The 16,208-nt window shown below is 70.2% G+C and carries 9 protein-coding genes and 2 pseudogenes; 4 read left to right on the forward strand and 7 right to left on the reverse strand.

Features of this window, described 5'->3' with window-relative positions; genetic code table 11:
* Positions 1-926 precede the first annotated feature (926 nt).
* The 3 genes and pseudogenes from KIS93_RS34500 to KIS93_RS34510 all read right to left on the reverse strand — a co-directional run.
* A complete protein-coding gene (locus KIS93_RS34500) occupies positions 927-1,730 on the reverse strand; it encodes a hypothetical protein (protein WP_155128722.1) in 804 nt (267 codons plus the stop codon).
* A gap of 2,109 nt (positions 1,731-3,839) precedes the next feature.
* A pseudogene (locus tag KIS93_RS34505) lies at positions 3,840-5,168 on the reverse strand (Zn-binding domain-containing protein); the annotation flags it as partial.
* An 823-nt stretch (positions 5,169-5,991) separates the two neighbouring features.
* Positions 5,992-6,867, reverse strand: a pseudogene (locus tag KIS93_RS34510) (DEAD/DEAH box helicase); the annotation flags it as partial.
* Positions 6,868-7,126: 259 nt separating this feature from the next.
* Between KIS93_RS34510 and KIS93_RS34515 the strand changes: the two are divergent.
* The 4 genes from KIS93_RS34515 (at position 7,127) to KIS93_RS34530 (ending at position 12,589) form a co-directional block, all read left to right on the forward strand.
* Positions 7,127-7,477, forward strand: a complete 351-nt coding sequence (locus tag KIS93_RS34515; RefSeq protein WP_043629845.1) for an STAS domain-containing protein — start codon at positions 7,127-7,129, stop codon at positions 7,475-7,477.
* Between the two features lies 1 nt (position 7,478).
* Positions 7,479-7,898 carry an ATP-binding protein gene (locus tag KIS93_RS34520; RefSeq protein ID WP_080043722.1) on the forward strand — a complete coding sequence of 140 codons (420 nt, stop codon included), beginning with the start codon at positions 7,479-7,481 and terminating at the stop codon, positions 7,896-7,898.
* 1,671 nt (positions 7,899-9,569) lie between these two features.
* Complete coding sequence (locus KIS93_RS34525; protein ID WP_080043721.1) at positions 9,570-11,900, forward strand: sodium-translocating pyrophosphatase; 2,331 nt, start codon at positions 9,570-9,572, stop codon at positions 11,898-11,900.
* 221 nt (positions 11,901-12,121) lie between these two features.
* Positions 12,122-12,589 (forward strand): SixA phosphatase family protein, encoded by a 468-nt coding sequence (locus KIS93_RS34530; protein WP_230465661.1) that lies wholly within the window; start codon positions 12,122-12,124, stop codon positions 12,587-12,589.
* On the opposite strand, the gene serB is transcribed toward KIS93_RS34530, so the two are convergent.
* The 4 genes from serB to KIS93_RS34550 form a co-directional block, all read right to left on the reverse strand.
* Positions 12,586-13,806, reverse strand: coding sequence for a phosphoserine phosphatase SerB (serB, locus tag KIS93_RS34535; protein ID WP_080043720.1), 1,221 nt, complete (start codon positions 13,804-13,806; stop codon positions 12,586-12,588). The two genes, KIS93_RS34530 and serB, sit on opposite strands and share 4 nt — an antisense overlap.
* A gap of 78 nt (positions 13,807-13,884) precedes the next feature.
* A complete protein-coding gene (locus KIS93_RS34540) occupies positions 13,885-14,415 on the reverse strand; it encodes a DUF11 domain-containing protein (protein ID WP_080043719.1) in 531 nt (176 codons plus the stop codon).
* 99 nt (positions 14,416-14,514) lie between these two features.
* The gene (locus KIS93_RS34545; RefSeq protein ID WP_080043718.1) at positions 14,515-15,522 is read right to left on the reverse strand and encodes an S-adenosylmethionine:tRNA ribosyltransferase-isomerase; all 1,008 of its coding nucleotides are present in this window, start codon (positions 15,520-15,522) and stop codon (positions 14,515-14,517) included.
* A complete protein-coding gene (locus KIS93_RS34550; RefSeq protein WP_080043717.1) occupies positions 15,519-16,175 on the reverse strand; it encodes an SDR family oxidoreductase in 657 nt (218 codons plus the stop codon). The genes KIS93_RS34545 and KIS93_RS34550 overlap by 4 nt, the downstream gene beginning before the upstream one ends.
* Positions 16,176-16,208: the final 33 nt, after the last annotated feature.

Here is a 16,208-nt window from a genome sequence, read left to right on the forward strand (position 1 = left end):
GTGCTGCATCTTACGTCCCCGATGGGACAACCGTTTTGACGGGATTGCCGTCCTGGCGGGGATTGCCGATCCGGCGGGATTGCAGCCCCGGCGCTGGGGCGGGATTCCCGCCCCAGCGGGGGCGCAGTCCTGCCACAGCGCTGGCGAAGGCCCAAGTATCACCTTCCCCGCGTGCCAAGGGCGGGCGCCGGGCCGCAGCACGGAGCGCGCAGGACGGCAGGCACCGCTCGTGGCGCCTGTGGAGCTGACCAACCCCCGCATTGCAGCACCCCATAGCAATGACGTGGGGTGAGCTGCCCGCTCCGCCAGCCTGCCCCACGGCGCACACCTTTAGCCGCACCACCTACACGAGTAGCCGCATCACGTACACGAGCAGGAACGGTAGGGGTCCTCGTTGGGGCAGTCGGGCGCCCAGGGCTAGCAGCGCCCATGGCAATGACGCGCGCAGTCACTTACGCGCGCTCGACAGCTTGCCCTCGGTGCTCCACTCCCAGCAGTACGCCGTGCACCACGAACACGAATGGAAGGCCTGGTCATCTCGATGTCATGCACGACGCAGCCATCGAATACCGCCGACAACCGCGGGGCGGCTGGGGTCTGTGAGGCAATGTCGCAATCGAGTCACGACTTCTTGGACGCGGTGTCCAAGAGTCGGATGTATCCCGTAAGGTTCCGCTTACCCTCGGTCCATGCCGTATGCGACGAGGAGCCTGGGAGAGCAGGAGCACAGTCGCTAGGGTGCGGATCCGGGGACGGTCGGTGACCGTATCGGCCGGGCGCACTGCACTTCCGGTCGTCGCGTGAACGCCCCGAGGGTGCTCAGGCGGCGCGAGGCTCTCGATGGAGGGAAGCGTCGTGACGGTAGTCGGCAGAGTTGTAGCCGCAGGGTTGATCGTGGCCGGATCGCTCGCGCTCGGCGGCACCGCTCAGGCGTCGACGGCAGTGGGGCAGGCCGGCTCCTCCGGGCAGATCACCTCGCCCTCCGATGGTGAGGTGATCTCGGGCTCGTCCGTGGTGGTCTCCGCTCGTACGGGGCTCATGCAGCTGAAGATGGGGCTGTACGTGGACGGGCCCTCCACGCCCAGCCAGAGGATCGCTGAGGGCGGGGCCAACCAGACGATCTCCGGAACGTTCGACGCGGGCAGCGCCCCCAACGGCACCTTCACCGTGACCCTCAAGGGAGAGATCACCGGGACCAGGTACGCGAGCAGTACGTTCAGGCTGCGGCGGCCGGCCGAAGCGCCCGGGGGTGTGAACGCGAGCAGGCAAGGCACCGACAAGGTGCTCGTCACCTGGAGCAAGGGGGCCGAGCCCGACCTGCAGTCGTACGAGGTGTCGAACACGCAGTCCGGTGTCGTCGGCCGGTTGTCCGCCGACAACGCGTGCGCCGGCTCCTCGTGCAAGGCGGTGCTGGCCGTGCCGTCCAAGGCGGCGGGGCAGAGGGTGGGCTTCTCGGTCAAGGCGTTCAGAGGGGACGGCGAAGGCGGGTCGATCGGGTCGGGTGATTCGGCGGCCGCGTACGTCACCTTCCCCGCCCCGCCCGCGGCCCAGCCCACGAAGAAGGCCGCCGAGACCGCGCAGGAGCCCAAGAAGAGGGACGCCCAAGGCGTCGATGCGTTGCCGACGTTGCCCGCCAAGAAGCAGACCGTCCCTTCGAGCAAGCCGACCACCGCCACGCGCAACCCGGCGACCACCACCCGCAAGCCGACCACCACGAAACTGCCCGACATTCCCGACACCGACCCCAGCGGCAACCTGCCGATCCCGACCACGGGCGATCAGGGCGAGAACGATGCTCTGGTGCCGGCCGACACGAAGGACAACGCCGAAGCCAAGGACAGCAACGATAGCGATGAGGATCCCGTACGAAGTGACGGCGTGAAAGCCCAGTCGAGTGAGTCGCCCATTGAGGACATCGGTCAGTACGGCCTGTATGTAGCGGGTGGGATTCTCCTGCTGCTGCTCGGAGCCCACGCGGGCGCGTGGGCCAGGCGACGTGCACTCGCCACCGGGACTGCTGGCGGAAGTGGTGCTCGGCCTGTGGTCGCAGGTGGCACTGACCTGCACGAGTCAGGAGCGGCGCAGGCCTCAACCACCGTGCACGCTGGGGCTCAAGCCCGGCACGCTGATGGGGGCACTGCTGTGCATGCCGCGACAGCACCCCGTCGGCCTGCGGTCATCCTGGCCGTCGCCAAGACCAGGATCCCTGAGCAGCCCGCCGCCGCTTCTGGGGAGTCGGCAGCGGGTGCCGGGTCTGCCAAGTCAGCAGCTCACGCTTCTTCCGGTTTAGCGGGGTCTGGTGCTTCTTTCGCGGTGTCGGCGGCCTCGGGTGCTTCTCCAGGGGCATCGGCATCGAGTGCCTCTGAGGCATCGGGATCGCATGGGGCTTCCGGGCCGTCGGCTTCGCATGGCGCTTCCCATCCATCGGGGGCGGCCGGAGCGGCTGGGCTGTCGGCGTCGCGCGGTGCCGCCGGGTTGGCGGCGTCGCGTGGCGGGCTGCCGGGTTCGCACGGTGCGGCCGGGGTGGTGGCGTCGCGCGGTGGGCTGCCGGGTTCGCATGATGCGGCCGGGGTGGTGGCGTCGCGCGGTGGGCTGCCGGGTTCGCATGATGCGGCCGGGGTGGTGGCGTCGCGCGGTGGGCTGCCGGGTTCGCATGATGCGGCCGGGCTGGTGGCGTCGCGTGGCGAGTTGCCGACTTCGCATGGTGCGGCCGGGCTGTCGGCGTCACACGGTGGGCTGTCGGCTTCGCATGGCGTCGCCGGGTCGCCGGCGCCCCATGGGGCCTCCCACTCGCCGGCTTCGCCTGCTGTCTCCGAGTCATTGGCGTCGCGGGGTGTTTCCGGGGCGTCGGCGTCGCAGGATGCTTCCGGGATACCGACGTCGCGTGGCGTTTCCGGGCCCGGGGCGACGCATGCCGTTGCCGGGCAGGCGGCGTCGGGTGTTGGCATGTCACAGTCACAGTCGCAGTCGCAGTCGCAGTCGCAGTCGCAGCGGCATGTCGGTTCCATGCCGCCGTCGGCTGGCGTTCATGGGTTGTCGTCGGCCGGCGCGGCTTCTGGGCAGGGGGCGTCTCGGGGTGCTCCTGTGCAAGGGCCGTCGTATGCCGAGCCTGCGTCGTCGCCCTCCAGTGCTGGATCTGCCGGGCAGGGGCGGAAGGAGGAGGGGGGTGGGCAGGCTGGGCCGTTGCGCATTGCTCTGCCGAGTTCGGCGGTCACGGATGTGGCCGGGCCTGCCGTTCCGACGGTTGTTCCGGCTGTGCCGCTTGAGGAGCGCTGGGATGACTACCTGCCGCCGTCACCGAGGTCCATGGAGGACAGCGGGTTCTGGGAGCGTCCGCAACCCGGGGCGGCTGATTTCTGGGCCGCTGATCAGGACGACGATGGCAGCCGCGATGTGATGGGGGAGGAGCGGGCTCAGGCGGGGCGTCGGCACAGAGGTGGTGAGAGTTAGGGCCTGTGGGGGCGGTGTTGCGGTTCTTGCGTTGAGGTTCGGCCGTTATTGGATGCGGTCGCGCTCTTGTCGGTTTGGCCGCGCGGTCGAGCTTGCGTCGGTGTCGTTGCGTGCTCTTGTTCTGGTCGATGTCGTTACGCGGGCATGCTGTCGTCGGTGTGGTTGGGTGCTCCTGCACTTCGCAGTTTCTTCGCGTGGTCATGTTCTCGTCGGGAAACGGCGGATTCCGGGGGTTTTGTGTACGCGAAGCTAAGGCCGTGTGATCGGACTATGGCGTAAGTGATCACTTGATGACGCTTTAGTGGGTTTTCGGTGTCATGGGGCGGGGTGATGTGTTGAGGCCAGGGAGGACGGGTCTGATCGCAGCGTGGGTTGAGGCGGGGGCGAAGTCATTGGGGTGTCAGGAGGGTGTTGAGGAGGCGGATGGCGCCGCGCTTGTCCAAGGGTTCGTTGCCGTTGCCGCATTTCGGGGATTGGATGCAGGACGGGCAGCCTCGTTCGCACTCACAGGACATGATCGCTTCGCGGGTGGCCGTCAGCCAGTCCGTGGCGCGGGCGTAGCCGCGTTCGGCGAAGCCGGCGCCGCCCTCGTGGCCGTCGTACACGAAGACGGTGAGCAGGCCCGTGTCGGCGTGCAGCTCCGTGGAGACGCCGCCGATGTCCCAGCGGTCGCAGGTGGCGAACAGCGGGAGCAGGCCGATCGAGGCGTGTTCGGCGGCGTGTGCGGCGCCGCCGAGGTCGATGCCGGCTTCGGCGAGAGGGGCTACCGCGGAGGCGGGGAGCGTCCACCAGACGGCGCGGGTGCGGAGGGTGCGGGGCGGCAGCTCCAAGGGCTCGTCGCCGAGCATCTCGCCTGATTGGAGGCGCCTCTTGAGGTACGAGACGACCTGGCGGGTCACCTCCACCTCGCCGAAGTGGAGGGTGCCCGGGCCGAGGGAGGTGGAGCGTTCGGTGGAGAGGATGGAGATGTCGGTGATGTCCCGGGCGAACGTCGTGTAGTCCGGATACGCGCTCGTGACCAGGGCCACCCCTGCGTCGAGGTCGAGGAGCTCCACGAGGAACGTCTCGCCCTGGTGCAGGTAGATCGCGCCGGTGTGGACCGTGGTGTGGGCCGAGGGCTCGTCCACGCTGCCCAGGAGGCGGCCTGTGGACGACTCCACGACCTGGATCGGGTTGCCTCCGCCGCCCCGGATGTCGGCGAGGTCGGTGGCGCGCTCCCTCCTGGTCCAGAACCAGCCCGTCGGACGCCTCCTGAGCAGGCCCTGCGCCACGAGATCATCGAGCACCTTCGGCGTGGTGGGGCCGAAGATCGGCAGGTCGTCCTCGGTCAGCGGGATCTCGGCGGCTGCGGCGCAGAGGTGGGGGCCCAGGACGTACGGGTTGCTCGGGTCGAGGACGATCGCCTCCACCGGGCGGCCGAACAGGGCCTCGGGGTGGTGGACCAGGTAGGTGTCCAGGGGGTCGTCCCTGGCGATCAGGACGGCGAGCGCGTCCTGGCCGTCGCGACCCGCCCGGCCCACCTGTTGCCACAGGGAGGCACGGGTGCCGGGCCAGCCGGCGATCAGGACGGCGTCCAGGCCGGAGACGTCGACGCCCAGCTCCAGGGCGTTCGTGGTGGCCAGGCCCATGATGGTGCCGGCGCGGAGTGCCTTTTCGAGGAGCCTGCGGTCCTCGGCGAGGTAGCCGGCGCGGTAGGCGGCGATCTTGTTGGGGAGGTCGGCCAGGTTCGGGTCGGGAGGCTGCGGGATGGCCCAGGTGAGGGGGCCGTGGGGGGAGGTGGCCGCGGTCCCCGAAGCGCCCGGGGTCGGTGGTGTCGGGGGCTTGGGGGTCGGTGGTGCGGAGGGCCCAGAAGCCGGTGACGCCGCCGGCTCGGGGGTCGATGGCGCCGACGGTGCTGGGGTCGGCTGCGCCGCTGCTTTGGGGCTGGGGGTGCTGAGGGTTCGGCGGTCGGGGTGCCGATCGCTCGGGGGTTGGGGGTGCCGACGGAACGGGAGTCGGTTGTGCCGTCGGCTCGGAAGCCGAGGAGGCCGATGGCTCGGCGGACGGAGGTGCCGATGGCTCGGGGGTCGGCAGCGCTGAGGGGGCGGGGATCGGTGAAGTCGCGGACCTCCGGGTCGGTGGGGTCTTCGGTGTTGCGGGCGAAGGGGTGGGAGCCGTCGTGGTGACGGGTGCCGGGGGGTTGGGGTGCGGTGGTTCGGAGGGATCGTCGCCCAATGGGACTGGGGTGGTGTGTCCGGGGGCGTCGTCCGATGGGGCCAGGGTGCTGTGTCGGGCGGCGTCGTCCGACAGGGCTGGGGTGGTGTGTTGAGAGGCGTCGTTCGATGGGGCGGGGGTGGTGTGTGCTGGGGCGTCCTCCGACGGGGCCAAGGTGCTGTGTCGGGCGGCGTCGTCCGACGGGGCTGGGGTGGTGCGTTGGGCGGCGTCGTTCGACGGGGCTGGGGTGGTGTGTCGGGAGGCGTCGCCCGATGGGGCTGGGGTGGTGTGGCGGTGGGGGTTGGGCGAGGGGGTTGTTTGGAAGGGGGGTGAGATGGAGAAGGCGACGTCGGCGAGTTTGGCGCGGGCCGACAGGGCGACCGTTTCGGCGCCGCGCCGGGAGCGGACGAAGGCGAGCGTGCGTACGTCGGCCAGGACGAGGTCCGCCAGCAGGTCCGCTGCCTCCGCCGTGGCCGTCCGCCGTACAGGAGCCCCTCCCTCGCCCCGTAGCTCCGTCAGGGGCGGCTCCCACAGCGCGATGGTGGTCGAGCCCTTGGGGGAGGCGTCCACCGTCACCTCGTCCATCTCAAGCCCCGTCAGCCGCGTCGCGAACGCGCCCGGCTCGCTGGCCGTCGCCGAGGCCAGCATGAACGTGGGGCGCGCGTTGTAGCGGGCGCACGCGCGGCGCAGGCGGCGCAGGATCTGGGCGACGTGCGAGCCGAAGACGCCGCGGTAGCCGTGGCACTCGTCCACGACGACCATGCGCAGGCGGCGGAAGAACGACGACCACTGCGCGTGGCGGGGCAGGATGCTGCGGTGGAGCATGTCGGGGTTCGTCAGGACGTAGTTGGCGTGCTGGCGCACCCACGTGCGTTCCTCGAACGGCGTGTCGCCGTCGAAGCAGGCCGCGCGTACCTGGGTGATGCGCAGCTCGCGCAGGCCGCGCAGCTGGTCGGCGGCCAGCGCCTTGGTCGGCGTCAGGTAGAGGACCGTGCCGCCACTGAGGCAGGAGGCGATCGCCGGAGTGAGGTACGCGAGGGACTTGCCCGAGGCGGTGCCCGTGGAGATGATCACGTTTCGGCCACGGTGTGCCAGGTCCGCGGCTTCGTATTGGTGAGGCCAGAGTCCTGTCACCCCGCGGTTCGCCAAGCGCGTAACAAGTACTTCAGGCGTCCACTCGGGCCAACGAACTTGACCCGCCTGACGTGCTGGAACATGCTCCACATGGGTGACACGCTCATGACGTGCGGGAACGCCAAGCAGGTGGTGGAGGAGTGGACCTGCCTGTTGTGGGGAGGATCCGGAGGAAGTCACTGTTTCCAGTCTTGCATCGATGGGCAAAGTCGCCGGGAATCGTGATTTCGTATAGACACAAGCCAGGCGCGTGGTTGAATGCCGCGCGTCAGGGTCGGACAGTCTGGGGCCACGCTCCAGATTGCCAGGCCCGCAAGAGTACTTTCGCAGGCGAGGCGCTGGAGGATCTGTGGATCTGAAGTTGGATCACCGCACCGAAGACCGACTCACCATCGTGGAGGTCGAGGGTGAGATCGATGTCTACACGGCGCCGAGATTGCGTGAGCTCCTCATCGACCTGGTCAACAAGGGCAACTTCCACCTTCTTGTGAACATGGAGAAGGTCGACTTCCTCGACTCCACGGGCCTCGGTGTCCTGGTCGGGGGGCTCAAGCGGGTACGCGCGCACGACGGCTCCCTGGAGCTCGTCTGCACGCAGGAGCGCATCCTCAAGATCTTCCGGATCACCGGTCTGACCAAGGTCTTCGGGATCTACGCTTCGGTCGACGAGGCCAAGGAAGCTCACGGCAAAGACAAGTAGCATGGCTACCGTCGAGCTGACGTTCAGCGCTCTCCCCGCGCACGTGCGCACCGCACGGCTGGTGGCGACGGCGATCGCCCGCCGCACCGGCGTGCAGGAGTCCCTGCTGGACGAGGTCAGGCTCGCCGTGGGTGAGGCGTGCTCCCGGGCAGTCGAAGCACATCGCGCGCACTGTCCGGGCGAGCCCATCCGCATCGAGCTGCGTGATGACTCCGGACGTTTCGAGGTCACGGTCAGCGACCAAGCCCCCAGTGACGAGATCAAGCAGGAACAACCCCTCGATCTGGGCATGCTCTCCGACTCGTTCATGTCGAACTTCGGCATTGCGGTCATCACGGGCTTGGCCGATGACGTTCAGGTCTTCCCCAGCCCTAAGGGGACGAACATCCGCATGAGCTGGCCGGCGGCCGTCGGCGTCTGACCCTCGCTCGCCTGGGCCAGGCCCTGAGTGGCTTGTCCCTGGAGGCGCGCCTTTGTGGGGCTGTGTGGCGCGCTCTGGGGGTTCGTGCGTCCCTGCGGGGCGCGCACGGGGTCGCGGGTCTTGTCGGTCGGGGGTGGAGGGCGTGCCTGGATGTGGCACGTCTCACTTCGGGGTGCGCGTGGTGACGCGGGGTGCGGGCTGATGGCCATGCGCTGGTGCGGGTGCGGGTGTCATGATCCGGGCGAGTGTCGTGATCCGGGCCTGGTGTGGGGGCGGCGCGGGGCCATGCGCGGGTGCGGGTGTGGATGCGCGGGTGAATGCCCATGACCAGATGCACGTGGACGGTATGCGTGGGTCCGGGTGCTGGCGAGGTGTGCACCGGCGGGGAGGTGTGCACCGGCGGGCGCGTGCGGGCCTGGGCTTGCGCGGGCATGGTCGTGCGCGCGGGCATGGTCGTGCGGGCGGAATCCGTCGCGGGCTGGGTGAGAGCTGCGGGCTGGGCGAGATGCGGGCAGGCAGGCCGGGAGCTGTATGAGGCTCGGGCGGGCGTGTACGGGGCTCTTGGTGAGGCGCGAGCTCGTGAGGCGCGCTAAGAGGGCGCTGCGGGTTGCGTGAGACGCGAGCGGGCGCGCTGCGGGCTGCGTGCGGTCTGGGTTGGTGCGCCGCCAGGGGTGAGGTTCGGGCTTGTCGCCGTGACTCAGGGGCGCGTGGGCGGGCATGTCGGGGCTTTGCGTGCGGACGGGACTGGCGCCAGGCGGGGTGCGGTGGCAGGCGAGGTACGCGCGGGCAAGACCGGGAAGCCCACCGGGATGAGGCTGTTACGGGCCCGGTGATGCGGTCCGGGTGACGCCGAGCAGGCCGACGCAGGCAGAGGTGGTGCCGAGCGGCGACGGCCGCGGGGCAGGGCATGGGCTGCGAGGTCGGGGCCAGTGGCAGGCGGTGAGCTTGTGAGGCGGACTGTGGCGGGTTGGCAGCCTGCGATACGGGGCCGCAGGGGGCGTGGAGTCTGCGGGCGTGGGCTGCGAGGTCGGGGTCAGTGGCAGCGGGACCTGTGAGGCGGACCATGGCGAGCGGGTAGTTTGCGGAGCGGACCGGTGGTGGGCGAGCAGCCTGCGAGACGGGGCGGTGGTGGGCGAGCCTGCCGGGCTGTAGCGGGCGGGCAGCCTGCGAGGCGGGGGCCGGTGGGGGGCAGGAGAGTTGCGGGACAGGGCTGGTGGCGGGTGAGGGGCGTACTGGCTGAGGGTCTGTGTGCAAGGTGCGGTGGTGGGTGAAGGAGCGGGCGGGCAGGGATCGGCGGGGCTGGGGGCTGGGGGTTTGCGGGGGGAGAAGTGGTGAAATCCGGCGGCAGCCCCCAAACCATGCCAGCTCCAAACCCAATTACGGTCTGACCGTTTCCCTACCTTGCTCAGACCGTAACTCACGGAAATTCTGCTTGTCAGATCACAAACCGGGCCCCTGTCAGGGGATTACTAGACACTCGCACAATTAGCGACCGTCAGAGCCTTCATATCCGCGGAGTGCCTGCGTAGACTCCCGGCACCGGCCAAGGTGATCCGGCGGAACGCGGATTCAACCGGAAGCGGCACCCACAACCCGGATGGTGCCGCAACACCCGCCGAGGAAAACTGCAGCACCGCCCGGGCAGGACGACCGGTCTTGCCGAGGAGAACGATGAGCAGGCACATGCTGGCAGCGGAGCCAGCGTCCAATCTGGCCCTGAGCGGAAACAATCTCACCATCGTGATCGTGGTCGCCGCGGTCGCACTGATCGCGCTGGCCGTCGCAGGTGGCCTGGTGCGCGAGGTGCTGGGCGCCGGCCAGGGCACCGAACGAATGCAGAACATCGCGCGCGCCGTCCAGGAGGGCGCCGCCGCTTACCTCGCGCGTCAGTTCCGCACGTTGGCGATCTTCGTCGTCGTGATCCCCTTCCTGTTGCTGCTGCTACCGGCGGAAACCGACGTACGTATCGGACGTTCGATCTTCTTCGTGGTCGGTGCGGTGTTCTCCGCGCTGACCGGGTTCATGGGCATGTGGCTGGCCGTGCGCGGGAATGTCCGCGTCGCCGCCGCGGCCAGGGACGGCGGGGAGAAGCGGGCCATGCGCATCGCGTTCAGGACGGGCGGCGTGGCCGGCATGTTCACCGTGGGCCTCGGCCTGCTCGGCGCGGCCGTGGTGGTGTTCGTCTATCAGGGCGACGCGCCGGGCGTGCTCGAAGGGTTCGGGTTCGGGGCGGCGCTGCTGGCGATGTTCATGCGCGTCGGCGGCGGCATCTTCACCAAGGCCGCCGACGTGGGCGCGGACCTCGTCGGCAAGGTCGAGCAGGGCATCCCCGAGGACGACCCGCGCAACGCCGCGACGATCGCCGACAACGTGGGCGACAACGTGGGCGACTGCGCGGGCATGGCGGCCGACCTGTTCGAGTCGTACGCGGTCATGCTGGTCGCGAGCCTCATCCTGGGCCGGGCGGCCTTCGGCGAGGAGGGGCTGGTCTTCCCCCTCATCGTCCCGATGATCGGCGTGATCACGGCGATCATCGGCATCTTCGTCACGCGGCTGCGCGACCGCGACCGCAACGGCATGGCCGCGATCAACCGCAGCTTCTTCATCTCGGCCGCGATCTCGGCGGTGCTGGTGACGGCGGCGGCGTTCTGGTACCTGCCGAGCAGCTTCAGCGGCCTGACGGGCTCCAGCATCACGAACTTCGACGCCGACCCGCGGCTGATCGCGATCGGCGCGGTGCTGATCGGCCTGGTGCTGGCCAGCGCGATCCAGCTGCTCACGGGGTACTTCACGGAGACGAACCGGCGCCCGGTCAGGGAGATCGGCGAGAGCTCCCGTACGGGCCCGGCGACCGTCATCCTGTCGGGCATCAGCGTCGGCCTGGAGTCGGCGGTCTACTCGGCGCTGATCATCGGCGGCGCCGTCTACGGCGCGTTCCTGCTGGGCTTCGGGAACGTGACGATCGCGCTGTTCGCGGTGGCGCTGGCGGGCACCGGCCTGCTGACCACGGTCGGCGTCATCGTCTCCATGGACACCTTCGGCCCGGTCTCCGACAACGCGCAGGGCATCGCGGAGATGTCCGGCGACGTCGAGGGTGAGGGCGCGCGGGTGCTGACCAGCCTCGACGCGGTGGGCAACACCACGAAGGCGATCACCAAGGGCATCGCCATCGCGACGGCCGTGCTGGCCGCCACGGCGCTGTTCGGCGCGTTCCGCACGGCGGTGGAGGGCGAGCTGGCGCAGGCCACGGGCGCGGTGAAGAGCGCTCTGGGCAGCTTCTCGACGTTCTCGCTCAGCATCGACCAGCCGAACGTGCTGGTCGGCCTGATCGTCGGCGCCGCGGTCGTGTTCCTGTTCTCGGGGCTGGCGATCATGGCGGTCGGCCGGGCCGCGATGCGGGTGGTCTTCGAGGTACGCGACCAGTTCCGCAACAAGCCGGGCATCATGGACGGCACGGAGAAGCCGGAGTACGGCCGCGTCGTGGACATCTGCACCCGTGACTCGCTGCGCGAGCTGGCCACGCCGGGCCTGCTGGCGGTCATGACGCCGATCGCGGTCGGGTTCGCGCTCGGGTACGCGCCGCTGGGCGCGTTCCTGGCGGGCGCGATCGCGTGCGGCACGCTGATGGCCGTCTTCCTGGCCAACTCGGGCGGCGCCTGGGACAACGCCAAGAAGCTCGTCGAGGACGGCCACCACGGCGGCAAGGGCTCCGAGGCGCACGCCGCCACGGTCATCGGCGACACGGTCGGCGACCCGTTCAAGGACACGGCGGGCCCGGCCATCAACCCGCTGATCAAGGTGATGAACCTGGTGGCGCTGCTGGTGGCGCCCGCGGTGGTGCTGTACGCGGGCAACCCGGCCCTGCGCGTCGGCGTCACGGTGCTGGCGGTGGCCGTGGTGGTCGGCGCGATCATCGTCTCGAAGCGGCGCTCGGTGACCAGCGAGCCGACCAACGACAACAACAACCACACCGACCGGGACCCGGAGCCCGTCGCCTCCTGAGTCACGCACACAGCGCGCCCGTTCCCCGCTGCAAGGGGGACGGGCGCGTCTCATAGTGCCCGGAAGGGCACCCCGCGCCCTCCAATGGGAAACTGGGCACGTGAACGATGACAACCGGCCCAGCGGAGGCAGGACCCTGGGTCTGATCCTCCTGGCGATGGTGGTGATCCTCGCGGCGATCATCGCGTTGTCCGTCTGGGCTTCGAGGACGGGATGACTCCGTGCGTACCTTGATCGTGCTGCGCCACGCGAAAGCCGCCCAGGTGCCCGGCCTGGCCGACCGCGAGCGGCCTCTGACGGACCGGGGCGAGCGGGACGCCGCGCGGGCGGGCGACGAGATCAGGGCGGCCGGCCTGGAGCCGGGCGTGGTGCTGTGCTCGCCGGCGGTCAGGACCAGGCGCACCGCCGAGCTCGCCTTCCCCGACGTGGAGATCAGCTACGAGCGCGAGATCTACGAGGCGTACCCGGAGGACCTGCTGGAGGTGGTCCGCCGCGCCGACCCCGACCTGAGCACGGTGGTGCTGTGCGGCCACAACCCGGGCGTGCACGAGCTCGCGCTGGGGCTGGCCGGCGGCGACTACGTGTTCAGGCCGGGGGCGTTCGCGGTCATCGGGGTCGAGTCGTCGTGGGAGGAGCTGTGGCCGGGCCAGGGGCGCCTGCTGACCAGGTGGGATCCTAAAGAGGACTAAAGAGCCGTGAGGACGCCGTCCTCGGCGTCGGCGGCCTCCACCTCGTCCCGTGAGATGCCCAGCAGGTAGAGGATCGAGTCGAGGTAGGGCGTGTTGACCGCGGTGTCGGCGGCCTGCCGCACCACGGGCTTGGCGTTGAAGGCGATGCCGAGCCCGGCGGCGGCGATCATGTCGAGGTCGTTGGCGCCGTCGCCGATGGCGACCGTCTGGGAGATCGGCAGGTTGGCCTCGCGCGCGAAGCGCTCCAGCGCGCGGGCCTTGCCGGGGCGGTCGACGATCTCGCCGACGACGCGGCCGGTGAGGTGGCCGTCGACGACTTCGAGGACGTTCGCGGCGGAGTAGTCGATGCCGAGCTCCTCGACCAGGCCGTCGGTGATCTGCGTGAAGCCGCCGCTGACGATGGCGAAGCGGTAGTCGAGCCGCTTGAGCGTGCGCACCAGCGTACGGGCGCCCGGAGTGAGCACGACCTCCTTGCGCACCTGCTCGAACACCTCGGCGGGCAGCCCTTCGAGCAGCGCGACCCGGCGGCGCAGCGATTCGGCGAAGTCGAGCTCGCCGCGCATGGCCTCCTCGGTGACCCTGGCGACCTCTTCGAGGCAGCCGGCGTGGGCCGCGAGCAGCTCGATGACCTCGCCCTGGATGAGGGTCGAGTCGACGTCCATGACGATGAGGCGCTTGGCGCGGCGGGACAGGCCGGTGCGCTGCACGGCGACGTCGACCTCTTGGGCGGCGGCCTCGGCGGCCAGCTCGACGCGCAGCGCGTCGGGGTCGGCGCCGGAGACGGACAGCTCGATGCAGGTGACGGGCCACTGGGCGAGGCGTTCGATGCGGTCGATGTTGGCGCCGGCGGCGGCGATGCGGCCGGCGATGCCCGCGATGGCGGCGGGCTGCAGGGTGGCGCCGAGCACGCTGACGGACAGGCGGCCGCGGCGGCGCTGCTCCTTGGCCTGCGATCCGGTGGAGAGCTCCACCTCCATGCCGAGGTCTTCGGCCACGCGCTCGACGGCGGTCCACATGGCGCCGAGGGTGGTGCCGGTGCCGGTCGAGGGGCCTCCGGCGTACGCGACGAGGACGCCGAGGGTGAGCCGGCCTCGGATGACGACCTGCTCGATGTCGGCGACCGTCACGGGGAAGTGCGACAGGACGGAGAAAAGCCGCGAAGTGACGCCCGGGCGGTCAGGGCCGGTCAGTGTGATCAGGAGGGTGCGCTGGTCCACATCCAGCCACGGTACTGCGCCCGGTCCGATGCTCGCGAAGCAGGTCCGCCTTCGGACGCGGGCGCAGCGGGTGAGAGGCTATCGAACGATCTTGGTCTTGACCGTCTTGCCGAACGCGTACTCGGGGATGCCGAGGCGGTCCAGCTCCTCCTTGCTCATGTTCTCCATGCCCTGGTCAACGTTGTAGGAGACGACGCCGAGGGTCGCCTTCTGGGTGCCGGTGGCCTTCTTCGTGAGCCTGGTCTCGAAGAGCATGGAGACGGCGTCGCCCTTCTCCAGCACCGCGGGGATGTAGCAGTAGAGCGCCCGGCCGTCGAGCTCGCACTCCGTGCCCTTGACGCTGGAGCGGTAGTAGACCTTGCGCAGGTCCACGCCCTTGGGGAACTCGCCGCCGATGAAGTAGTAGTCGGCGTAGTGCGGGCCCTTGTTGACCGCGGTGACCAGGTAGTTGATCTTCCCGCCGGGCTTGACCGTCTTGGGCGCCTTCACGCTCACGGAGAAGCTGGAGTACGGGTCCGCGGCCGTGGTGGCCGAGGCCGGCACGGCGGGGATGAGCAGGGCGCCCGCGGCAATTGCCAGCGCGGCGCCCTTGAGAAGAGAGTTTCGCATTCACGTCTCCGTTACGAAGGGACACGGGGACGTCACAGCACCAAGCCCCCGTAAATGTCCGCTTTTCCTATCACAAACTTAAAATCTCCGTAAAGTCTATTACTTGAGAATCAAGTGTGTGTCGCCGAACTCGTGCCACAGATATCCCTTTCGCAACGCTTCCTCGTACGCGCGGGCCAGCGCCGCCTCCCCAGCGATCGCCGTCAGCATGAGCAGGTGGCTGGAGCGCGGCTCGTGCAGGCCCGTGATCAGGCCCGTGACCGCCCGCACCCCGCTCTCCGGCGTGACCACGTGCTCGGTCCAGCCCGCCGCCGCGGTGACCCGCCCGTCCGCGCCCGCCGCCGTCTCCAGGGCCCGCACGACCGTGGTGCCCGCCGCCACCACGCGCCCGCCGTTCTCCCTGGTCAGGTTCACCAGCCGCGCGGTGGACGCGGGCACCTCGTACCGCTCGGCGTAGGGCGGCTCGTCCTTCTCCGTCGAGGCCACCCCCGTGTGCAGCGTGATCGGCGCGATCCCGACCCCGCGCGCCACCAGCGCCGTCACCAGCTCGACGGTGAACGGCCGCGCCGCGCTCGGCATCTCCGCGCTCCCCGGCACGGTCGCGAACACGGTCTGGTACGCCTCGATCGGCCAGTCCCGCTCCACGTACGAGTAGCGGATCGGCACCCCGTGCACCCGCAGGTACGCCTCCACGTCCCGGTCGAGCACCGCCCGCCACAGCCGCGGCGTCTCCCGCCCGACCAGCCGCAACGTCGCCCGCCCCGGCATCGGCAGCCACTCGCCCGGCTCGCCGCCGCCGTACGGCTCGGACCCGTTCGCGGTACGGCGGCGCAGCTCCACCAGCCACGTCCCGTCCGGCCTGACGGTCGAGAAGTGCACGGCCAGCCGGTCCAGCCGGACGGCGGCGGGCAGGGTCGCCGAGTTGTTCACCACGATCAGGTCGCCCGGCTCCAGCAGCTCGGGCAGGTCGCTGAAGTGGTGGTGGGACGGCTCCGCCGCGCCGCGCGAGAGCATGAGGCGCACCCCGTCCCTGCGCATGCCCTTCGCCTCGGGCGGCTCGGCCGCCGACAGGCCGGGCGGCAGCGAGAAGTCCAGCGCGGCGGTCATTGCAGGCTCACTTTCCCGCTCGCCGGGCGGGAGGCGATCAGGTCGTGCAGCGCCGCCGCCACCTTGGCGGGGTCACTCGCCGCGGCGGCCTCCTCGGCGCCCACGGCGTCGGCGAGCATGCGGGTGTTCATCTCGCCCGGGTCCACCCACCAGACGCGCAGGTCGGGCTCCTCGGCCGACAGCACGTTGGAGAGTTGTTCGAGCGCCGCCTTCGAGGCGCCGTAGCCGCCCCAGCCCTCGTACGCGCCGGTCGCGGCGTCGGAGGTGATGTTCACGATCCCGCCCCGGGAGGCGCGCAGCGCGGGCAGCGTGGCCTGGACGAGGGCCAGCGGAGCCGTCACGTTCGTCTCCAGCAGCGCCCTGAACGCGTCCAGCGGATAGATCGACAGCGGCGGCAGCGGCGTCACACCCAGGTCGCTGGCGTTGTTGACCAGCAGGTCCAGCTCGGGCGCCGCCTCCGCCAGCCGCCGCACGTGCGCGGGGTCCGTCACGTCCCCGGGGATCGCGGTCGCGCCCAGCTCGGCGGCGACCCGCTCCAGGTCGCCCGAGCCGCGCGCGGTGAGGACGAGGCTCCATCCCGCGCCGGCCAGCGACCTGGCCAGGGCGAGCCCGAGTCCACGGGAGGCGCCGGTGATGATCGCGGTGTTCGTCATGTATCCGACGGTAGGAACGCGGCGCGTTCCGGA

Origin of the sequence: [Actinomadura] parvosata subsp. kistnae, assembly GCF_900323885.1 — a bacterium.
Classification (GTDB): domain Bacteria; phylum Actinomycetota; class Actinomycetes; order Streptosporangiales; family Streptosporangiaceae; genus Nonomuraea; species Nonomuraea composti.